Source organism: Paraburkholderia acidiphila (assembly GCF_009789655.1).
GTDB lineage: Bacteria > Pseudomonadota > Gammaproteobacteria > Burkholderiales > Burkholderiaceae > Paraburkholderia > Paraburkholderia acidiphila.
The window spans coordinates 2,886,590-2,908,468 of record NZ_CP046909.1 but is presented as its reverse complement, the minus strand read 5'-3'; the positions used below and the strand labels follow the sequence as shown (position 1 = coordinate 2,908,468).

Sequence of the window (21,879 nt, the reverse complement as noted above, 5' to 3'; positions counted from 1 at the left end):
TTGAAAAGACAGCAGCGCGGATTTAAAGGGCTTTGGGCGGTTGTGCAGCGGCAGTCTGCGCGGTGCAACCGGTTGTCAAAGACCGTTGGCGGAGGTGCAGCAGTCGGGCGCTTCCTTAATGCAAAGCCAACGCAGATGGCGAACCCGAAAAGGTTTTGAAGTGCTGATGTGAGCGGATGCAGGTGGTAACGCCTGACGATGCAAGCTGATTTACTCCGGACTGGTCGGTCGCCGTTGTTGAACGCGGCACATGTAGCGAAAGCCAAGTGTGTCGAATCTGGAGGTTAACCGTGCCACTGAACAAAGAAGGTAAGCAGGCCGTCGTGGCTGAAGTCTCCGCGCAAGTCGCGAAGGCTCAGACCATGGTGCTGGCCGAGTATCGTGGAATCGCGGTTGGCGATCTGACCAAGCTGCGCGCGAAAGCGCGTGAGCAGCAGGTGTACCTGCGCGTGTTGAAGAACACGCTGGCGCGTCGCGCTGTCGAAGGTACCCCGTTTGCTCCGCTGGCAGAGCAGATGACTGGCCCCCTGATCTACGGCATCTCGGAAGATGCAATTGCTGCAGCGAAGGTCGTCAATGACTTCGCGAAGAGCAATGACAAGTTGGTCATCAAGGCTGGTTCCTACGAAGGCAAGGTGATGGACGTGGCAGGCGTGCAAGCGCTGGCCAACATCCCGAGCCGCGAAGAACTGCTCTCGAAGCTGCTGTTCGTTATGCAAGCTCCTGTCTCCGGCTTCGCGCGTGCACTCGCCGCGCTGGCAGAGAAGAAGCAAGCAGAAGCTGCTTAAGTTCAAGCAGGCGAACAAGCAAGAGCGAGCGAAGATCGCTAGCTGTTTCCGAATTCAAATCTGGAGTAATTTCAAATGGCAATCGCAAAAGAAGACATCCTCGAAGCCGTTGGCTCGATGTCGGTTCTCGAACTGAACGAACTGGTCAAGGCATTCGAAGAAAAGTTTGGCGTGTCGGCAGCTGCTGTGGCAGTCGCTGGCCCGGCAGGCGGCGGCGCTGCTGCTGCTGCTGAAGAGCAGACCGAATTCACGGTCAACCTGCTTGAAGCAGGCGCGAACAAGGTTTCGGTCATTAAGGCCGTTCGTGAACTGACGGGTCTCGGCCTGAAGGAAGCGAAGGACCTGGTCGACGGTGCACCGAAGCCCGTGAAGGAAGCGGTGCCCAAGGCTGCTGCTGAAGAAGCGAAGAAGAAGCTGGAAGAAGCCGGCGCGAAGGCTGAAATCAAGTAAGTTTCAGCGCGCTGTGCGAAGGCTGGCGGTTTTTACACCGCCGGCCTTTTTGTGCTTTGTGGGTTCTGCGTTTTTGTGTTCGATTTTTTAGAAGTCGGAGGCGGGATGCGGGACCCAGAAGCCAAAGAAAAACGTCTTTCGCCGGGTGAGGGCCCCAAGGGCACCATCTGTGCGCACGACGCTTCTCTTTGTCTTCTGAAGCGACTGCAGAAGGCAAGTTTGGTCGGGCAGCGGGCAAGTTATGACAAGCCGAAATCCGTTGCCGTCAGCCAGCGGTTGGTAGAGGCCAACCACCAAGCTTCCAGGGCTCGCGAAGCCATCGGGTCTCAGTCGGTGAACACTCGGGTCGTCCTACCCGCCGTGATTCGGAGATCGTATGCACTATTCCTTCACCGAGAAGAAGCGTATTCGCAAGAGTTTCGCGAAACGCCCCATCGTTCACCAGGTTCCTTTCCTGCTGGCTACCCAGCTTGAATCATTCAGCACTTTCCTGCAAGCAGAAACGGCGACCGCTCAACGCAAACCGGAAGGTCTGCAGGCAGCGTTTTCGTCCGTTTTTCCTATTGTTTCCCATAACGGCTTTGCTCGTCTAGAGTTCGTCAGCTACATGCTGTCGTCGCCGGCATTCAACATCAAGGAATGTCAGCAACGCGGTTTGACGTACTGCTCGGCGCTGCGCGCCAAGGTCCGTCTCGTCCTGCTCGACAAGGAATCGCCGAGCAAGCCGGTCGTAAAGGAAGTGAAGGAACAGGAAGTGTACATGGGCGAAATTCCGCTCATGACGCCGACCGGTTCGTTCGTTATCAACGGCACCGAACGTGTCATCGTCTCGCAGCTGCACCGCTCGCCTGGCGTGTTCTTCGAACACGACAAGGGCAAGACGCACAGCTCGGGCAAGCTCCTGTTCTCGGCACGTATCATTCCTTACCGCGGTTCGTGGCTCGACTTCGAGTTCGACCCGAAGGACGTGCTGTACTTCCGCGTCGACCGTCGCCGCAAGATGCCGGTCACGATCCTGCTGAAGGCTATCGGCCTCACGCCGGAACAGATCCTCGCGAACTTCTTCGTATTCGACAACTTCACGCTGATGCCGGAAGGCGCGCAGATGGAGTTCGTGCCGGAGCGTCTGCGCGGTGAAGTCGCGCGCTTCGACATCAGCGATCGCGAAGGCAAGGTCATCGTCCAGAAGGACAAGCGGATCAACGCGAAGCACATTCGCGACCTCGAAACCGCGAAGACGACGTACATTTCGGTTCCCGAAGATTATCTGCTCGGCCGCGTTCTCGCGAAGAACGTCGTCGACGGCGACACGGGCGAAGTGATCGCGAACGCGAACGACGAGATCACGGAAAGCGTGCTCGAGAAGCTGCGCGAAGCGAAGATCAAGGACATCCAGACGCTCTACACGAACGATCTGGACCAGGGTCCGTACATCTCGTCGACGCTGCGTATCGACGAAACCGCCGACAAGATGGCCGCGCGCATCGCGATCTACCGCATGATGCGTCCGGGCGAGCCGCCGACCGAAGAAGCGGTCGAGGCGCTGTTCAACCGCCTGTTCTACAGCGAAGAAGCGTACGACCTCTCGAAGGTGGGTCGTATGAAGTTCAACCGCCGCGTGGGCCGTGACGAAATCGTCGGCCCGATGACGCTGCAGGACGACGACATCCTCGCGACGATCAAGATCCTCGTCGAGCTGCGCAACGGCAAGGGCGAAGTCGACGACATCGACCACTTGGGCAACCGTCGCGTGCGTTGCGTCGGCGAACTCGCGGAAAACCAGTTCCGCGCAGGTCTCGTGCGTGTCGAACGTGCAGTCAAGGAACGCCTCGGCCAGGCCGAAAGCGAAAACCTGATGCCGCACGACCTGATCAACTCGAAGCCGATTTCGTCGGCGATTCGCGAGTTCTTCGGTTCGTCGCAGCTGTCGCAGTTCATGGACCAGACCAACCCGCTCTCGGAAATCACGCACAAGCGTCGTGTTTCCGCACTGGGCCCGGGCGGTCTGACGCGTGAGCGCGCAGGCTTTGAAGTCCGCGACGTGCACCCGACCCACTATGGCCGTGTGTGCCCGATTGAAACGCCGGAAGGTCCGAACATCGGTCTGATCAACTCGCTCGCACTGTATGCGCACCTGAACGAATACGGCTTCCTCGAAACGCCGTATCGCAAAGTGGCAGACGGCAAGGTGACCGACCAGATCGACTACCTGTCGGCGATCGAAGAAGGCCGTTACGTGATCGCTCAGGCGAACGCGGCCGTGGCCGAAGACGGCACACTGACCGACGAACTCGTGTCGTCGCGTGAAGCGGGTGAAACGCTGATGGTCACGCCGGACCGCATCCAGTACATGGACGTGGCGCCGTCGCAGATCGTCTCGGTTGCAGCTTCGCTGATTCCGTTCCTCGAGCACGATGACGCGAACCGTGCACTGATGGGCTCGAACATGCAGCGTCAGGCCGTGCCTTGCCTGCGTCCGGAAAAGCCGGTCGTCGGTACGGGTATCGAGCGTACGGTTGCGGTCGACTCGGGTACGACGGTTCAGGCACTGCGTGGCGGCGTGGTCGACTACGTCGACGCCGGCCGTATCGTGATTCGCGTGAACGACGATGAAGCTGTCGCCGGTGAAGTTGGCGTCGACATCTACAACCTCATCAAGTACACGCGTTCGAACCAGAACACGAACATCAACCAGCGTCCGATCGTGAAGATGGGCGACAAGGTTGCGCGCGGCGACGTGCTGGCTGACGGCGCATCGACGGATCTGGGCGAGCTCGCGCTCGGCCAGAACATGCTGATCGCGTTCATGCCGTGGAATGGCTACAACTTCGAAGACTCGATTCTGATCTCGGAGAAGGTGGTTGCTGACGACCGTTACACGTCGATCCACATCGAAGAACTGAATGTCGTTGCACGCGACACGAAGCTCGGACCGGAAGAAATCACGCGCGACATTTCGAACCTCGCGGAAGTGCAGCTTGGCCGTCTCGACGAGTCGGGCATCGTGTACATCGGCGCGGAAGTGGAAGCGGGCGACGTGCTCGTGGGCAAGGTCACGCCGAAGGGCGAAACCCAGCTCACGCCGGAAGAAAAGCTGCTGCGCGCGATCTTCGGCGAGAAGGCTTCGGACGTGAAGGATACGTCGCTGCGCGTGCCCTCGGGCATGAGCGGCACGGTCATCGACGTGCAGGTGTTCACGCGTGAAGGCATCCAGCGCGACAAGCGTGCACAACAGATCATCGACGATGAACTGAAGCGCTATCGCCTCGACCTGAACGACCAGCTGCGTATCGTGGAAGGCGACGCGTTCCAGCGTCTCGCACGTATGCTCGAAGGCAAGGTCGCGAACGGCGGTCCGAAGAAGCTCGCGAAGGGCACGAAGATCGAGCGCGCGTACCTCGAAGACCTGGATCACTACCACTGGTTCGACATCCGCCTCGCGGACGAAGAAGCAGCGGCGCAGCTCGAAGCGATCAAGAACTCGATCGAAGAGAAGCGTCACCAGTTCGATCTGGCCTTCGAAGAAAAGCGCAAGAAGCTCACGCAAGGCGACGAACTGCCGCCGGGCGTGCTGAAGATGGTCAAGGTGTACCTCGCGGTGAAGCGCCGTCTGCAGCCTGGCGACAAGATGGCAGGCCGTCACGGTAACAAGGGTGTGGTGTCGAAGATCGTTCCGATCGAAGACATGCCGTACATGGCCGATGGCCGTCCGGCAGACGTCGTGCTGAACCCGCTCGGCGTGCCGTCACGGATGAACGTGGGTCAGGTTCTCGAAGTGCACCTCGGTTGGGCCGCGAAGGGTCTGGGCTGGCGTATTGGCGAAATGCTCGCGCGTCAGACGAAGGTTGCGGAGATGCGTGAGTTCCTCACGAAGATCTACAACGAATCGGGCCACAAGGAAGACCTCGACAGCTTCAGCGACGACGAGATCCTCGAACTCGCGAAGAACCTGCGCGAAGGCGTGCCGTTCGCAACGCCGGTGTTCGACGGTGCGACCGAAGAGGAAATGTCGAAGATGCTCGACCTGGCGTTCCCGGACGACATCGCGACGAACCTCGGCATGACGCCGTCGAAGAACCAGGTGCGTCTGTACGACGGCCGCACGGGCGAAATGTTCGAGCGTACGGTCACCGTGGGCTACATGCACTACCTGAAGCTGCACCACCTTGTCGACGACAAGATGCACGCGCGTTCGACGGGTCCGTACTCGCTCGTGACGCAGCAGCCGCTGGGTGGTAAGGCGCAATTCGGTGGTCAGCGCTTCGGTGAAATGGAAGTGTGGGCGCTCGAAGCGTATGGCGCTTCGTATGTGCTGCAGGAAATGTTGACGGTGAAGTCCGATGACGTGACGGGCCGGACGAAGGTGTACGAGAACCTCGTCAAGGGCGACCACGTGATCGACGCGGGCATGCCGGAATCCTTCAATGTGCTGGTGAAGGAAATCCGCTCGCTCGGCATCGACATCGACCTCGACCGCAACTAATCGGACTACGGAGAGAAGGCAATGAAAGCTCTGCTCGATCTATTCAAGCAAGTCCAACAAGAAGAAGTTTTCGACGCGATCAAGATCGGTCTGGCATCGCCGGACAAGATCCGTTCGTGGTCGTTCGGCGAAGTGAAGAAGCCGGAGACCATCAACTACCGCACGTTCAAGCCGGAGCGGGATGGTCTGTTCTGCGCGAAGATTTTTGGTCCGATCAAGGACTACGAATGCCTTTGCGGCAAGTACAAGCGCCTGAAGCATCGTGGCGTGATCTGCGAGAAGTGCGGCGTGGAAGTCACGCTCGCCAAGGTGCGTCGCGAACGCATGGGCCACATCGAGCTGGCCTCGCCGGTCGCTCACATCTGGTTCCTGAAGTCGCTGCCGTCGCGTCTGGGCATGGTGCTCGACATGACGCTGCGCGACATCGAGCGCGTGCTGTACTTCGAAGCCTACGTGGTGATCGAACCGGGCATGACGCCGCTGAAAGCGCGGCAGATCATGACCGAAGAGGATTACTACAACAAGGTCGAGGAGTACGGTGACGAATTCCGCGCCGAGATGGGCGCGGAAGGCGTGCGCGAGCTGCTGCGTGCGATCAACATCGACGAACAGGTCGAGACGCTGCGCACCGAGCTGAAGAACACCGGCTCGGAAGCGAAGATCAAGAAGTACGCGAAGCGCCTGAAGGTGCTCGAGGCCTTCCAGCGTTCGGGCATCAAGCCCGAATGGATGGTGCTCGAAGTGCTGCCGGTGCTGCCGCCGGAACTGCGTCCGCTCGTGCCGCTGGACGGTGGCCGCTTCGCGACCTCGGACCTGAACGACCTGTATCGCCGCGTCATCAACCGTAACAACCGTCTGAAGCGTCTGCTCGAGCTGAAGGCGCCGGAGATCATCGTCCGCAACGAAAAGCGGATGCTCCAGGAAGCGGTTGACTCGCTGCTCGACAACGGCCGTCGCGGCAAGGCGATGACGGGCGCGAACAAGCGTCCGCTGAAGTCGCTCGCCGACATGATCAAGGGTAAGGGCGGCCGCTTCCGTCAGAACCTGCTGGGCAAGCGCGTGGACTACTCGGGCCGTTCGGTCATCGTGGTGGGTCCGACGCTCAAGCTGCACCAGTGCGGTCTGCCGAAGCTGATGGCGCTCGAACTGTTCAAGCCGTTCATCTTCAACAAGCTGGAAACGATGGGCGTTGCCACGACCATCAAGGCTGCGAAGAAGGAAGTCGAGAACCAGACGCCGGTGGTGTGGGACATCCTCGAAGAGGTGATCCGCGAGCATCCGGTCATGCTGAACCGTGCGCCTACGCTGCACCGTCTTGGCATTCAGGCTTTCGAGCCGGTGCTGATCGAAGGTAAGGCAATCCAGTTGCACCCGCTCGTTTGCGCGGCGTTCAACGCCGACTTCGACGGTGACCAGATGGCTGTTCACGTTCCGCTGTCGCTCGAAGCGCAGATGGAAGCGCGTACGCTCATGCTCGCCTCGAACAACGTCCTGTTTCCGGCCAACGGCGATCCGTCGATCGTGCCGTCGCAGGATATCGTGCTGGGCCTGTACTACGCCACGCGTGAAGCGATCAACGGCAAGGGCGAAGGCATGACGTTCACGGGCGTGTCGGAAGTGCTGCGCGCCTACGAGAACAAGGAAGTCGAGCTGGCCTCGCGTGTGAACGTGCGTATTACCGAAATGGTCCACAACGAGGACAAGTCGGAAGGCGCACCGGCATTCGTGCCGAAGATCACGCTGTACGCGACCACGGTCGGCCGTTCGATCCTCTCGGAAATCCTGCCGCCGGGCCTGCCGTTCACGGTGCTGAACAAGCCGCTGAAGAAGAAGGAAATCTCGCGTCTGATCAACACCGCGTTCCGCAAGTGCGGTCTGCGTGAAACGGTGATCTTTGCCGACCAGCTGATGCAGTCGGGCTTCCGCCTTGCAACGCGCGCCGGTATTTCGATCTGCGTGGACGACATGCTCGTGCCGCCGCAGAAGGAAACCATCGTCGGCGACGCCGCGAAGAAGGTGAAGGAGTACGACCGTCAGTACATGTCGGGTCTCGTCACCGCGCAAGAACGCTACAACAACGTGGTCGACATCTGGTCTGCAACGTCGGAAGCGGTCGGCAAGGCGATGATGGAGCAGCTCGCGACGGAACCGGTCATCGACCGCGACGGCAAGGAAACGCGTCAGGAATCGTTCAACTCGATCTACATGATGGCCGACTCGGGCGCGCGGGGTTCCGCGGTCCAGATCCGTCAGCTGGCGGGTATGCGCGGCCTGATGGCGAAGCCGGACGGCTCGATTATCGAAACGCCGATTACCGCGAACTTCCGCGAAGGTCTGAACGTGTTGCAGTACTTCATCTCGACCCACGGTGCACGTAAGGGTCTGGCTGATACGGCACTGAAGACCGCGAACTCGGGTTACCTGACGCGTCGTCTCGTCGACGTCACGCAGGATCTCGTGGTCGTCGAGGACGATTGCGGCACGTCGAACGGCGTGGCGATGAAGGCACTCGTGGAAGGCGGTGAAGTCGTCGAAGCGCTGCGCGACCGTATTCTCGGTCGTGTCGCGGTGGCGGACGTCGTCAATCCGGAAACGCAGGAAACGATCTACGCTTCGGGCGACCTGCTCGACGAAGACGCGGTCGAAACGATCGAAAGCCTCGGCATCGACGAAGTGCGCGTGCGCACGCCGCTCACCTGCGAAACGCGTTACGGCCTGTGCGCCTCGTGCTACGGCCGCGACCTGGGTCGTGGCTCGCGCGTGAACGTCGGCGAAGCTGTCGGCGTGATCGCAGCGCAGTCGATCGGCGAACCGGGCACGCAGCTCACGATGCGTACGTTCCACATCGGTGGTGCTGCGTCGCGTGCGGCAGTGGCCTCGTCGGTGGAAGCCAAGTCGAACGGTACCGTGCGCTTCACGGCCACGATGCGTTACGTCACGAATGCGAAGGGCGAGCAAGTCGTCATCTCGCGTTCGGGCGAAGCCATCATCGCCGACGATCACGGCCGCGAGCGCGAGCGTCACAAGGTGCCGTACGGCGCGACGCTGCTGCAGCTCGATGGCGCCGCGATCAAGGCAGGCACGCAGCTCGCAACGTGGGATCCGCTCACGCGCCCGATCATCACCGAGTACGGCGGTACGGTGAAGTTCGAGAACGTCGAGGAAGGCGTGACCGTGGCCAAGCAGATCGACGACGTCACGGGTCTGTCGACCCTCGTCGTGATCGACGTGAAGCGCCGCGGTTCGCAGGCTGCGAAGAGCGTGCGTCCGCAGGTCAAGCTGCTCGACGCGAACGGCGACGAAGTGAAGATCCCGGGCACGGAGCACTCGGTGCAGATCGGCTTCCAGGTCGGCGCACTGATCACCGTGAAGGACGGTCAGCAAGTGCAGGTCGGTGAAGTGCTCGCACGTATCCCGACCGAAGCGCAGAAGACGCGTGACATTACCGGTGGTCTGCCGCGTGTGGCGGAACTGTTCGAAGCACGTTCGCCGAAGGACGCAGGTATCCTGGCGGAAGTCACGGGTACGACGTCGTTCGGTAAGGACACGAAGGGCAAGCAGCGTCTCGTTATCACGGACCTCGAAGGCAATCAGCACGAGTTCCTGATCGCGAAGGAAAAGCAGGTGCTGGTCCACGACGGTCAGGTCGTCAACAAGGGCGAAATGATCGTGGACGGCCCGGCCGATCCGCACGACATCCTGCGTCTGCAGGGTATCGAAGCGCTGTCGCGTTACATCGTGGACGAAGTGCAGGACGTGTACCGTCTGCAGGGCGTGAAGATCAACGACAAGCACATCGAAGTGATCGTGCGTCAGATGCTGCGTCGTGTGCAGATCACCGATAACGGTGATACGCGCTTCATTCCGGGCGAGCAGGTCGAGCGTTCGGACATGCTGGACGAAAACGACAAGATGAACGCCGAGGACAAGCGCCCGGCAACGTACGAGAACGTGCTGCTCGGTATCACGAAGGCATCGCTCTCGACCGATTCGTTCATCTCGGCGGCATCGTTCCAGGAAACGACGCGCGTGCTGACCGAAGCGGCGATCATGGGCAAGCGCGACGATCTGCGTGGCCTGAAGGAAAACGTCATCGTCGGCCGTCTGATTCCGGCTGGTACGGGTCTCGCCTTCCACAAGGCGCGCCGTGCGAAGGAATCGTCGGATCGCGAGCGTTTCGACCAGATCGCAGCGGAAGAAGCGTTCGAGTTCGGTACGCCGGAAACCCCGGCTGCCGAGCAACCGCAACAGCCGCATACGACGGACGAGTAAGCGTGGGGCGGCGCAAGCCGCCTTGCGTCCTCGCAAAAGCCGCCTGGTGTTCACCGGGCGGCTTTTTTTATTGGCGCTGGCGCTTCTTGCTCGCGCCTGCGGCCTCGTGCCGCAGTGCCGGCCCGCTCGCTGCGCGCATCGGTCAGGCGTGCTAACGTAGCGCGCCAAGTCCGCCCGTGTGGGCCTTTTCGTACGGCACCGGCGGCATTTTTCTGAATCTGGAGGCGGTAATCATGTGGGTGGTCGGGGTCGGTCTCATCCTGAATCTGGTGGCGTGTGTCGCCAGCTTTTCGCAGCTACTGCATCACGTCAGCAATCAATCTGCGGCGAACTTCTTCGCGACCTTCCTCGTGATGTGGGCGTTCCTGATCATCGGTTTCATCATGCTGCTGGCGGGCCGGGTCAAGGGCGGCGCCGCGCTGCTGACGGTCGGCTCGCTGATGTTCGTCGGCGCCAACGCCGTGCTCTTTGGGGCCAGCGTCTTCGCGATCGTCGCCGCGATCGTCGCCGCTGTAACGATCTTCGGTGCAGTGCGCATCGCGCGCGGGCGTCAAACCGCCTGACGAACTTCGTTGCACGCGGGTTGTGCGCTTCTGAAGCCGGTGCGGTGCCTCGACCTTTTGGCCAACGTTGCTTGAAGTGCGGTTTGAGGAGCGTCGCGGTTGGTAAAATGCGCCGACCGCTTCAGAACCCTGTGCCCTTCATGTCCCGCTCCCTCGAAATCCTCAACGAAGTCTTCGGCTATCCCGCGTTCAGAGGGCAGCAAGCCGAAATCGTCGAGCACGTTGCCGGGGGCGGCGATTCGCTGGTGCTCATGCCCACCGGCGGCGGCAAATCCCTTTGCTATCAGATTCCAGCGCTAGTGCGGCACGAAGCCGGGCTAGGCGCCGGCATCGTCGTGTCGCCGCTCATCGCGCTCATGCAGGACCAGGTGGCCGCGCTCACAGAAGTGGGCGTGCGCGCCGCTTATCTCAATTCGACGTTGAGCGGCGCCGAAGCGGCGGCGACCGAACGAGCGCTGCGCGAGGGCGATCTCGATCTGCTCTATGTCGCGCCCGAGCGCCTCATGACGCCGCGCTTCCTCGACCTGCTCGAGCGCACGCGCATCGGGCTCTTTGCGATCGACGAAGCGCATTGCGTCTCGCAATGGGGGCACGATTTCCGCCCCGAATACATCCAGCTCTCGGTGCTGCACGAACGCTTTCCGGACGTGCCGCGCATCGCGCTCACTGCAACCGCCGACGACATCACGCGCGACGAAATCGCGCATCGGCTCGCGCTCGACGACGCACGCGTGTTCGTTTCGAGCTTCGACCGCCCGAATATCCGCTACCGCATCGTCGAGAAGGACAACGCGCGCTCGCAGCTGCTCGACTTCATCCGCGCGGAGCACACGCGCGCCGACGGCACGACCGATGCGGGCGTCGTGTACTGCCTCTCACGCCGCAAGGTCGAGGAAACGGCGGAGTGGCTGAAAGGGCAAGGTTTGCGTGCGCTGCCATATCACGCCGGCATGGAATTCGAGGTGCGCCAGAAGCACCAGGAGCTGTTCCAGCGCGAGGAGGGCGTGGTGATGTGCGCCACCATCGCGTTCGGCATGGGCATCGACAAGCCGGACGTGCGGTTCGTCGCGCATCTGGATTTGCCCAAGAGCGTGGAAGGCTACTACCAGGAAACCGGCCGCGCGGGGCGCGACGGGCTGGCGGCCAATGCGTGGATGGCCTACGGTCTCGGCGACGTGGTGCAGCAGCGCAAGATGATCGACGAGTCCGAAGCCGACGAGCAGCACAAGCGTGTACAGACGGGCAAGCTCGACGCGCTGCTCGGCCTGTGCGAAGCGGCCACGTGCCGGCGCGTGCGGCTGCTCGCTTACTTCGGCGAAGAGAGCAAGCCGTGCGGCAACTGCGACACGTGCCTCGAGCCGCCCGCCACGTGGGATGCGACGCGTGAGGCGCAAATGGCGCTCTCGTGCGTGTTCCGAGCGCAGCGCGCGAGCGGCTTCAATTTCGGCGCCGGCCACCTGATCGACATCCTGCGCGGCAACAGCACCGAGAAGATCCTGCAGCGCGGTCACGAGAAAATCTCGACCTTCGGCATCGGCTCGGCGCTTTCGGAACCGGAATGGCGCGCGGTTTTCCGGCAGCTGGTGGCGTTCGGTTATCTCACCGTCGACCACGACGGCTACGGTTCGCTCGTGCTCACCGAGGCGAGCAAGCCGGTGCTCAAGGGCGAGCAGAACGTCACGATGCGCCGCTACGTGAAGCCCACGCGTACGCGCACGTCGTCGAGCCGCACGAGCGAGCGCGCCGATCCAACCCTCGGTATGAGCCCGCGTCAGCGCTCGCGCTGGGAGCGCCTGCGACTGTGGCGCACCGAAACCGCCAAGAGCGAGGGCGTGCCGGCCTACGTCATCTTCCACGACGCCACGCTGGCGGAAATCGCACGCAACGGCCCGGAGTCGGTGGACGAGCTTCGCGATATTCCGGGCATCGGCGCGCGCAAGCTCGAGCGCTTCGGCGAGGAGCTCGTCGAGGTCGTCGGCGACGAATAAGGCCGGGGGCGTTGCCTCCGGGCATTCCGGGCGCCGCCCGATTGTCATGTTGCTGTCACTTCCTCCGTCGTCCGAAATGTCGCAAGCCATTGACTCGCTTGGTATTTTCGGAATATCATGCTGGGTTCCGGTCTTTGGGATGTTTGTGCTCGTCGATTGATTTGACGAAAACTAACGTCGAATAGCGAATTCCGGAGTTCGATACGCATGCATTTCCGCTTTGCCCGGAAATAAATGCGTCGATTTTGTTCAATTTCAGGAATAAACAATGCCAACCATCAATCAACTGGTTCGCAAAGGCCGCGCTTCGGAAGCTACGAAGAGCAAGTCGCCGGCCCTGCAGGACTGCCCGCAGCGTCGCGGCGTGTGCACTCGCGTGTACACGACGACGCCGAAGAAGCCGAACTCGGCACTCCGTAAGGTCGCCAAGGTGCGCCTGACGAACGGCTTCGAAGTCATTTCGTACATCGGTGGTGAAGGCCACAACCTGCAGGAACACTCGGTCGTGCTGATCCGCGGCGGCCGTGTGAAGGACTTGCCGGGTGTGCGTTACCACATGGTTCGTGGCTCGCTGGATACCCAGGGCGTCAAGGATCGTAAGCAGGCTCGTTCGAAGTACGGTGCAAAGCGCGCCAAGGCTGCGAAGTAAGAGTCAAGCGTCGTCCCGCTTTTTCGAGAGCAGGCGATAAAAGCGACAGGTGCCGGATTGGCCGGTGCTGTCGAGTAAGTGGTCACCCGACCAGGCTGGTAAGTCGTAATGGATGAATCGGGTTAGTTGGTGGCCGCGGAGCGCAAGGGATTCACCCGCGCTTCAACTGAAAAGTTAAAGGAAGAAACATGCCGCGTCGTCGCGAAGTCCCCAAGCGGGAAATATTGCCGGATCCGAAGTTCGGCAACGTTGATGTAGCCAAGTTCATGAACGTGCTGATGCTCTCCGGCAAGAAGTCGGTTGCCGAGCGTATCGTGTACGGCGCTTTCGAACAGATCCAGACCAAGGGTGGCAAGGACCCGCTGGAAGTGTTCACTGTCGCACTCAACAACGTGAAGCCGGTGGTGGAAGTGAAGAGCCGCCGCGTTGGTGGTGCGAACTATCAGGTTCCGGTCGAAGTGCGCCCCTCGCGTCGTATGGCATTGGCGATGCGTTGGCTGCGTGAAGCCGCGAAGAAGCGCAGCGAGAAGTCGATGGCCCTGCGTCTGGCAGGTGAACTCACCGAAGCGGCCGAAGGCCGAGGCGGCGCGATGAAGAAGCGCGACGAAGTTCACCGGATGGCAGAAGCGAACAAGGCGTTCTCGCACTTCCGCTTCTAAGAGAAGACCCCTACCGGGGTTTGCTCAAAAAACGGAAAAAATTCCGGGCGGGTGCGCTTATCAAGCGCCTCGCCCGTTTGTGTTCAGGCGCGTTGGGATCAACCCGGTCGGGATGACCCGGCGTGCACCTCACGATAGAGGATCAAAGTGGCTCGCAAGACTCCTATCGAGCGCTACCGTAACATCGGTATTAGCGCTCACATCGACGCCGGCAAGACGACGACGACCGAGCGCATTCTGTTTTACACCGGCGTGAACCACAAGATTGGTGAAGTTCACGACGGCGCCGCGACCATGGACTGGATGGAGCAGGAACAGGAGCGTGGTATCACGATCACGTCCGCTGCTACGACCGCGTTCTGGAAGGGCATGGGCGGCAACTACCCCGAGCACCGCATCAACATCATCGACACCCCGGGCCACGTCGACTTCACGATTGAAGTTGAGCGCTCGATGCGCGTGCTCGACGGCGCGTGCATGGTGTACTGCGCAGTGGGCGGCGTGCAGCCGCAGTCGGAAACGGTGTGGCGTCAGGCGAACAAGTACAAGGTTCCCCGTCTCGCGTTCGTCAACAAGATGGACCGTACCGGCGCGAACTTCTTCAAGGTCTACGACCAGCTGAAAACGCGTCTGAAGGCTAATCCGGTTCCGGTCGTGGTGCCGATCGGCGCGGAAGACACGTTCACTGGCGTGGTCGACCTGATCAAGATGAAGGCGATCATTTGGGACGAAGCCTCGCAAGGTACGAAGTTCGACTACGTCGACATCCCGGCTGAACTCGTTGACACGTGCAACGAGTGGCGCGAAAAGATGATCGAGTCGGCGGCTGAAGCCAGCGAAGAGCTGATGGAAAAGTACCTCGGCGGCGAAGAGCTCTCGGAAGCGGAAGTCGTCAAGGCACTGCGCGACCGTACGATCGCGTGCGAAATCCAGCCGATGCTGTGCGGCACCGCGTTCAAGAACAAGGGCGTCCAGCGTATGCTCGACGCCGTGATCGACTTCCTGCCGTCGCCGGTGGATATTCCCCCGGTCAAGGGCGAACTCGAAAACGGCGAAGTGGCAGAGCGCCGCGCAGCCGACGACGAGAAGTTCGCAGCACTCGCGTTCAAGATCATGACCGACCCGTTCGTCGGTCAGCTGATCTTCTTCCGCGCATACTCGGGCATCGTCAACTCGGGCGACACCGTGCTGAACTCGACCAAGGGCAAGAAGGAACGCCTCGGCCGTATTCTGCAGATGCACGCGAACAACCGCGAAGAAATCAAGGAAGTTCGTGCAGGTGACATCGCTGCAGCAGTGGGCCTGAAGGAAGCGACCACGGGTGACACGCTGTGCGACCCGGCGAACCCGATCATCCTGGAACGCATGGTGTTCCCGGAGCCGGTGATTTCGCAGGCCGTCGAGCCGAAGACGAAGCCTGACCAGGAAAAGATGGGTATCGCCCTGAACCGCCTGGCGCAGGAAGACCCGTCGTTCCGCGTCCAGACGGACGAAGAATCGGGCCAGACCATCATTTCGGGTATGGGCGAGCTCCACCTCGAAATTCTGGTCGACCGTATGAAGCGCGAATTCGGCGTGGAAGCGACCGTCGGCAAGCCGCAGGTTGCCTACCGTGAAACGATCCGCGCAACGGCGAAGGACGTGGACGGCAAGTTCGTCAAGCAGTCGGGTGGTCGCGGCCAGTACGGTCACGCGGTCATCACGCTCGAGCCGAACGAGCAGGGCAAGGGCTACGAGTTCCTCGACGAGATCAAGGGCGGTGTGATTCCGCGCGAATACATCCCCGCGGTCGACAAGGGTATCCAGGACACGCTGAAGGCAGGCGTGCTGGCGGGCTTCCCGGTCGTCGACGTCAAGGTTCACCTGACGTTCGGTTCGTACCACGACGTTGACTCGAACGAAAATGCGTTCCGCATGGCCGGTTCGATGGCGTTCAAGGAAGCAATGCGCAAGGCGCAGCCGGTCATCCTCGAACCGATGATGGCTGTTGAAGTCGAAACGCCGGAAGACTACATGGGCAACGTGATGGGCGACCTGTCGGGCCGTCGCGGTATCGTCCAGGGCATGGAAGACATGGTTGGCGGCGGCAAGATCGTTCGCGCCGAAGTGCCGCTGTCGGAAATGTTCGGCTATTCGACGTCGCTGCGCTCGCTGACGCAAGGTCGTGCAACGTACACGATGGAATTCAAGCACTACGCAGAAGCACCGCGTAACGTGGCCGACGCGATCATCAGCGCGAAGGCGAAGTAAGCATCGGCGCATAAGCGGATCGGGCGTGAGCCCGGTCCGCATCGCTCAGTCACCGATTCACCACTTTTTTGAAAGAAGAGAAACATGGCAAAAGGTAAATTCGAACGGACCAAGCCGCACGTGAACGTGGGCACGATCGGTCACGTTGACCACGGCAAGACCACGCTGACGGCAGCGATCACGACGGTTCTGACCGCGAAGTTCGGCGGCGAAGCGAAGGCGTACGACCAGATCGACGCCGCGCCGGAAGAAAAGGCACGTGGTATTACCATCAACACCGCGCACGTCGAGTACGAAACGGCTAACCGCCACTACGCACACGTCGACTGCCCGGGCCACGCTGACTACGTGAAGAACATGATCACGGGCGCGGCACAGATGGACGGCGCAATCCTGGTGTGCTCGGCCGCTGACGGTCCGATGCCGCAAACGCGTGAGCACATCCTGCTCGCCCGTCAGGTTGGCGTGCCTTACATCATCGTGTTCCTGAACAAGTGCGACATGGTCGACGACGCCGAGCTGCTCGAGCCTGGTCGAAATGGAAGTGCGCGAACTCCTGTCGAAGTACGACTTCCCGGGCGACGACACGCCGATCATCAAGGGTTCGGCCAAGCTGGCGCTGGAAGGCGACAAGGGCGAACTGGGTGAAGTGGCGATCATGAACCTGGCCGACGCACTGGACACGTACATCCCGACGCCGGAGCGCGCGGTTGACGGCGCGTTCCTGATGCCGGTGGAAGACGTGTTCTCGATCTCGGGTCGCGGCACGGTGGTGACGGGTCGCGTTGAGCGCGGCATCGTCAAGGTCGGCGAGGAAATCGAAATCGTCGGTATCAAGCCGACGGTGAAGACGACCTGCACGGGCGTGGAAATGTTCCGCAAGCTGCTCGACCAGGGTCAGGCAGGCGACAACGTCGGTATCCTGCTGCGCGGCACGAAGCGTGAAGACGTGGAGCGTGGCCAGGTTCTGGCGAAGCCGGGTTCGATCACGCCGCACACGCACTTCACGGCTGAAGTGTACGTGCTGAGCAAGGACGAAGGCGGCCGTCACACGCCGTTCTTCAACAACTACCGTCCGCAGTTCTACTTCCGTACGACGGACGTGACGGGTTCGATCGAGCTGCCGAAGGACAAGGAAATGGTCATGCCGGGCGACAACGTGTCGATCACGGTGAAGCTGATCGCTCCGATCGCGATGGAAGAAGGTCTGCGCTTCGCAATCCGCGAAGGTGGCCGTACCGTCGGCGCCGGCGTGGTTGCAAAGATCATCGAGTAAATCGAGTAGAATACTCGGCTCGCTGTAGAAGTTGATGTACCCTGGGACCACCTTGCGGCGCCTTGCCGCGGGGTGGTCCTGCGCTCTTTATATCGTCTGGCGGCGCAAGTCCGCCTCGCTCTTTTCAAGGAATCATCATGCAGAACCAAAAAATCCGTATCCGCCTGAAGGCTTTCGACTACCGTCTGATCGACCAGTCGGCTGCTGAAATCGTCGATACGGCGAAGCGCACGGGTGCAATCGTCCGCGGTCCGGTGCCGCTGCCGACGCGTATCCAGCGTTTCGACATCCTGCGTTCGCCGCACGTCAACAAGACGTCGCGCGACCAGCTCGAAATCCGCACCCACCTGCGCCTGATGGACATCGTCGACCCGACGGACAAGACCGTTGACGCACTGATGAAGCTGGACCTCCCGGCTGGCGTGGACGTCGAAATCAAGCTGCAGTAAGAGCCTCTAGCGCTGCCAGAATCTTCCGGTGGCGCTAAGTCTTTGATTGCTTGCGGAAAACGAGAAAGGACGTTATACTTGACGTCTTTTCGCGCGTTTGCGCAAAAAATCGGTGTGTCCCTTTCGAGCCTTTACCTCGAAAACATGCCGGTACTTTGTAAATTAGCCCCGACCAATCGCAGTCGGGAATGGAGAAAACGATGAGCCTTGGACTCGTAGGTCGCAAGGTTGGCATGACCCGTATCTTCACGGCCGAAGGGGATTCGATTCCCGTGACCGTGCTGGACGTGTCCGACAACCGCGTGACGCAGATCAAGACTGTTGAAACCGACGGCTACACGGCCGTGCAGGTTGCTTTCGGCACTCGCCGCGCATCGCGCGTGACGAAGCCGCTCGCAGGTCATCTCGCCAAAGCTGGCGTTCAAGCCGGTGAAATCCTCAAGGAATTCCAGATCGACGCCGCTAAGGCCGCCGAACTGTCCGCTGGCGCTGTGATCGGTGTGGAACTCTTCGAAGAAGGCCAGAAGATCGACGTGCAAGGCACCTCGATCGGTAAGGGCTACGCCGGTACCATCAAGCGTTACAACTTCGCTTCGGGTCGTGCTTCGCACGGTAACTCGCGCTCGCACAATGTGCCGGGCTCGATCGGTATGGCGCAGGATCCGGGTCGTGTTTTCCCGGGTAAGCGCATGACCGGTCACATGGGTGACGAAACCGTGACGGTGCAGAACCTCGAAATCGCCCGTATCGACGCAGAGCGCAAGCTGCTGCTCGTGAAGGGTGCTGTCCCGGGTGCAAAGGGCGGCAAGGTTTTCGTGACGCCGGCTGTCAAGGCCCGCGCCAAGAAAGGAGCGCAATAATGGAACTCAAGCTCCTGAACGCTAATGGTCAGGAAGGCGCAGCAGTCAACGCATCGGACGTCGTGTTCGGTCGTGACTACAACGAAGCGCTGATCCACCAGATCGTGGTTGCCTACCAGGCGAACGCGCGCAGCGGTAACCGCGCGCAGAAGGACCGCGAACAAGTCAAGCACACCACCAAGAAGCCGTGGCGTCAGAAGGGTACGGGCCGCGCTCGTGCCGGTATGTCGTCGAGCCCGCTGTGGCGTGGCGGTGGTCGCATCTTCCCGAATTCGCCGGAAGAAAACTTCTCGCACAAGGTCAACAAGAAGATGCATCGCGCAGGTCTCTGCTCGATCTTCTCGCAGCTGGCCCGCGAAGGCCGCATCTCGGTCGTTGAAGAGCTCTCGCTCGAAGCGCCGAAGACGAAGCTGCTGGCCGAAAAATTCAAGGCCATGGGTCTCGAATCCGTGCTGGTCATCACCGACACGGTCGACGAGAACCTGTTCCTGGCGTCGCGCAACCTGCCCCACGTGGCAGTCGTTGAGCCGCGCTTTGCCGACCCGCTCTCGCTGATCTACTTCAAGAAGATCCTGATCACGAAGGCAGCGGTCGCCCAGATCGAGGAGTTGCTGTCATGAGCGAGATTCGCAAGAACGATCATCGTTTGATGCAGGTCCTGCTCGCACCGGTGATCTCCGAAAAGGCGACGCTGGTTGCGGAGAAGAACGAGCAAGTCGTCTTCGAAGTCGCGCCGGACGCGAACAAGCAGGAAGTCAAGGCTGCTGTCGAGCTGCTGTTCAAGGTGGAAGTCGAGTCCGTCAACGTGCTGGTCCAGAAGGGTAAAGCCAAGCGCTTTGGCCGCTTCAACGGCAAGCGCAAGGACGTGAAGAAGGCGTATGTCTGCCTGAAGCCCGGCCAGGAAATCAACTTTGAAGCGGAGGCCAAGTAATCATGGCAATCGTGAAAGTTAAGCCGACCTCGCCGGGTCGCCGCGCGATGGTCAAGATCGTCAACAAGGACCTCCATAAGGGTGCGCCGTTCGCAGCGCTGCTCGAAAAGAAGTCCTCGAAGGCCGGTCGTAACAACAACGGTCGTATCACGACGCGTCACCAGGGTGGTGGTCACAAGCAACACTACCGCATGATCGATTTCCGTCGCAACAAGGACGGTATCGCAGCGAAGGTCGAGCGTCTCGAGTACGACCCGAACCGTAGCGCGAACATCGCACTGGTTCTGTACGCAGACGGCGAGCGCCGCTACATCATCGCGCCGAAGGGCGTGACGGTTGGCACGCAGCTGATGTCGGGTTCGGAAGCGCCGATCAAGGCAGGCAACACGCTGCCGATCCGCAACATTCCGGTCGGTACGACGATCCACTGCATCGAAATGCTGCCGGGCAAGGGCGCGCAGATCGCGCGTTCGGCTGGTACGTCGGCAATGCTGCTGGCACGCGAAGGCATCTACGCGCAGGTTCGTCTGCGTTCGGGTGAAATTCGCCGCGTGCACGTTGAATGCCGCGCAACGATCGGTGAAGTCGGCAACGAAGAGCACAGCCTCCGTCAAATCGGTAAGGCTGGCGCGAACCGCTGGCGCGGTATCCGCCCGACGGTCCGTGGCGTTGCAATGAACCCGGTCGACCACCCGCACGGTGGTGGCGAAGGCAAGACTGCGGCTGGTCGCGACCCGGTGAGCCCGTGGGGCACGCCGACGAAGGGCTATCGCACCCGCAGCAACAAGCGCACGACGAGCATGATCGTCCAGCGCCGTCACAAGCGTTAAGGAGTAGGCAATGGCACGTTCTATTAAGAAAGGTCCGTTCTGCGACGCCCATTTGCTGAAGAAGGTTGAGGCGGCTGCAGCTACGCGCGACAAGAAACCGATCAAGACCTGGTCGCGTCGTTCGACGATCCTGCCGGACTTCATCGGCCTGACGATCGCCGTTCATAACGGCCGTCAACACGTTCCGGTGTATGTCACGGAAAACATGGTCGGCCACAAGCTTGGCGAGTTCGCATTGACCCGTACGTTCAAGGGTCACGCAGCCGACAAGAAGGCCAAGAAATAAGGGGCAATCAAGATGGAAGTGAAGGCAATTCATCGCGGTGCCCGCATCTCGGCGCAGAAGACGCGCCTTGTGGCTGACCAGATCCGCGGTCTGCCGGTCGACAAGGCGCTGAACGTTCTGACGTTCTCGCCGAAGAAAGCGGCTGGCATCGTGAAAAAGGTTGTGCTCTCGGCGATCGCAAACGCGGAACACAACGAAGGTGCTGACATCGACGAGCTCAAGATCAAGAGCATCTACGTCGACAAGGCAGCTTCGCTGAAGCGTTTCACCGCGCGCGCCAAGGGCCGCGGCAACCGCATCGAGAAGCAATCCTGTCACATCACTGTGACGGTCGGGAATTAAGGAGCCATACGATGGGACAGAAAATTCATCCGACTGGCTTCCGTTTGGCCGTCAGCCGCAATTGGGCTTCGCGTTGGTACGCGAACAACAACAATTTCGCGGCGATGTTGAAGGAAGACATCGGTGTTCGTGAATACCTGAAGAAGAAGCTGAAGAACGCTTCGGTGGGCCGTGTTGTGATCGAGCGTCCGGCAAAGAACGCTCGCATCACGATTTACAGCTCGCGCCCGGGTGTGGTGATCGGCAAGAAGGGCGAGGACATCGAACTCCTCAAGGCCGAACTCCAGAAGCGCATGGGCGTTCCGGTTCACGTGAACATCGAAGAAATCCGCAAGCCGGAAACCGATGCTCAACTGATCGCCGATTCGATCACGCAGCAGCTCGAGCGCCGCATCATGTTCCGTCGCGCAATGAAGCGCGCGATGCAGAACGCAATGCGTCTGGGTGCCCAGGGCATCAAGATCATGAGCGCCGGCCGTCTGAACGGTATCGAAATCGCACGTACCGAGTGGTATCGCGAAGGTCGAGTGCCGCTTCACACGCTGCGTGCTGACATCGACTACGCAACCTCGGAAGCGAAGACGACGTACGGCATCATCGGCGTGAAGGTTTGGGTCTACAAGGGCGACACGCTCGGCCGCAACGACGCACCGGTGGTGGAAGAAGTCGCCGAAGAAAAGCGTCCGCGCCGCAACGCGCGTCCGGGCGATCGTCGTCCGCGCCGTGATGGCGAAGGTGCACCGGGTGCCCGTCGTGGCGCCCCGCGCCGTGGCGCCGGCGGTGACGGCAAGAGTGGAGAATAA

Annotated in this window: 17 protein-coding genes and 1 pseudogene; all 18 read left to right on the top strand. The window is 60.8% G+C overall.

The genetic code is table 11. The annotated features are described in order from the left end of the window. Nucleotides 1-290 precede the first annotated feature (290 nt). The 18 genes and pseudogenes from rplJ to rpsC all read left to right on the top strand — a co-directional run bounded on the left by rplJ (nt 291) and on the right by rpsC (nt 21,879). Nucleotides 291-788 carry a 50S ribosomal protein L10 gene (rplJ, locus tag FAZ97_RS13220; RefSeq protein WP_035534644.1) on the top strand — a complete coding sequence of 166 codons (498 nt, stop codon included), beginning with the start codon at nt 291-293 and terminating at the stop codon, nt 786-788. A 75-nt stretch (nt 789-863) separates the two neighbouring features. Then, nucleotides 864-1,238 (top strand): 50S ribosomal protein L7/L12, encoded by a 375-nt coding sequence (gene rplL, locus FAZ97_RS13215; RefSeq protein WP_027821097.1) that lies wholly within the window; start codon nt 864-866, stop codon nt 1,236-1,238. Between the two features lie 376 nt (nt 1,239-1,614). Next, complete coding sequence (gene rpoB, locus FAZ97_RS13210; RefSeq protein ID WP_158758797.1) at nt 1,615-5,721, top strand: DNA-directed RNA polymerase subunit beta; 4,107 nt, start codon at nt 1,615-1,617, stop codon at nt 5,719-5,721. 21 nt (nt 5,722-5,742) lie between these two features. Next, nucleotides 5,743-9,993 carry a DNA-directed RNA polymerase subunit beta' gene (gene rpoC, locus FAZ97_RS13205; RefSeq protein ID WP_158758796.1) on the top strand — a complete coding sequence of 1,417 codons (4,251 nt, stop codon included), beginning with the start codon at nt 5,743-5,745 and terminating at the stop codon, nt 9,991-9,993. 233 nt (nt 9,994-10,226) lie between these two features. Then, nucleotides 10,227-10,556 carry a hypothetical protein gene (locus FAZ97_RS13200; RefSeq protein ID WP_158758795.1) on the top strand — a complete coding sequence of 110 codons (330 nt, stop codon included), beginning with the start codon at nt 10,227-10,229 and terminating at the stop codon, nt 10,554-10,556. A gap of 140 nt (nt 10,557-10,696) precedes the next feature. Next, on the top strand, nt 10,697-12,544 hold the full coding sequence (recQ, locus tag FAZ97_RS13195; protein WP_158758794.1) for a DNA helicase RecQ: 1,848 nt from the start codon (nt 10,697-10,699) through the stop codon (nt 12,542-12,544). A 268-nt stretch (nt 12,545-12,812) separates the two neighbouring features. Further along, complete coding sequence (gene rpsL, locus FAZ97_RS13190) at nt 12,813-13,193, top strand: 30S ribosomal protein S12 (RefSeq protein ID WP_027797953.1); 381 nt, start codon at nt 12,813-12,815, stop codon at nt 13,191-13,193. A 188-nt stretch (nt 13,194-13,381) separates the two neighbouring features. After that, nucleotides 13,382-13,852: a 30S ribosomal protein S7 gene (rpsG, locus tag FAZ97_RS13185; protein ID WP_158758793.1), complete on the top strand. Its 471-nt coding sequence runs from the start codon at nt 13,382-13,384 to the stop codon at nt 13,850-13,852. 147 nt (nt 13,853-13,999) lie between these two features. Next, nucleotides 14,000-16,102, top strand: a complete 2,103-nt coding sequence (fusA, locus tag FAZ97_RS13180) for an elongation factor G (protein ID WP_158758792.1) — start codon at nt 14,000-14,002, stop codon at nt 16,100-16,102. A gap of 84 nt (nt 16,103-16,186) precedes the next feature. Further along, a pseudogene (gene tuf / locus FAZ97_RS13175) lies at nt 16,187-17,378 on the top strand (elongation factor Tu). Between the two features lie 137 nt (nt 17,379-17,515). After that, nucleotides 17,516-17,827 carry a 30S ribosomal protein S10 gene (rpsJ, locus tag FAZ97_RS13170; RefSeq protein WP_017777154.1) on the top strand — a complete coding sequence of 104 codons (312 nt, stop codon included), beginning with the start codon at nt 17,516-17,518 and terminating at the stop codon, nt 17,825-17,827. 200 nt (nt 17,828-18,027) lie between these two features. Then, the gene (gene rplC / locus FAZ97_RS13165; protein WP_052406167.1) at nt 18,028-18,687 is read left to right on the top strand and encodes a 50S ribosomal protein L3; all 660 of its coding nucleotides are present in this window, start codon (nt 18,028-18,030) and stop codon (nt 18,685-18,687) included. After that, entirely contained in the window at nt 18,687-19,307 is a 621-nt protein-coding gene (gene rplD / locus FAZ97_RS13160) for a 50S ribosomal protein L4 (RefSeq protein WP_028222627.1), read from the top strand. The genes rplC and rplD overlap by 1 nt, the downstream gene beginning before the upstream one ends. Next, complete coding sequence (gene rplW, locus FAZ97_RS13155) at nt 19,304-19,618, top strand: 50S ribosomal protein L23 (protein ID WP_028206513.1); 315 nt, start codon at nt 19,304-19,306, stop codon at nt 19,616-19,618. The genes rplD and rplW overlap by 4 nt, the downstream gene beginning before the upstream one ends. A 2-nt stretch (nt 19,619-19,620) precedes the next feature. Then, nucleotides 19,621-20,448: a 50S ribosomal protein L2 gene (rplB, locus tag FAZ97_RS13150; RefSeq protein ID WP_158758791.1), complete on the top strand. Its 828-nt coding sequence runs from the start codon at nt 19,621-19,623 to the stop codon at nt 20,446-20,448. A gap of 10 nt (nt 20,449-20,458) precedes the next feature. Continuing rightward, the gene (gene rpsS / locus FAZ97_RS13145; protein WP_027797286.1) at nt 20,459-20,734 is read left to right on the top strand and encodes a 30S ribosomal protein S19; all 276 of its coding nucleotides are present in this window, start codon (nt 20,459-20,461) and stop codon (nt 20,732-20,734) included. Nucleotides 20,735-20,746: 12 nt separating this feature from the next. Beyond that, nucleotides 20,747-21,076, top strand: a complete 330-nt coding sequence (rplV, locus tag FAZ97_RS13140; RefSeq protein ID WP_004199272.1) for a 50S ribosomal protein L22 — start codon at nt 20,747-20,749, stop codon at nt 21,074-21,076. 11 nt (nt 21,077-21,087) lie between these two features. Continuing rightward, entirely contained in the window at nt 21,088-21,879 is a 792-nt protein-coding gene (rpsC, locus tag FAZ97_RS13135) for a 30S ribosomal protein S3 (protein WP_027797287.1), read from the top strand.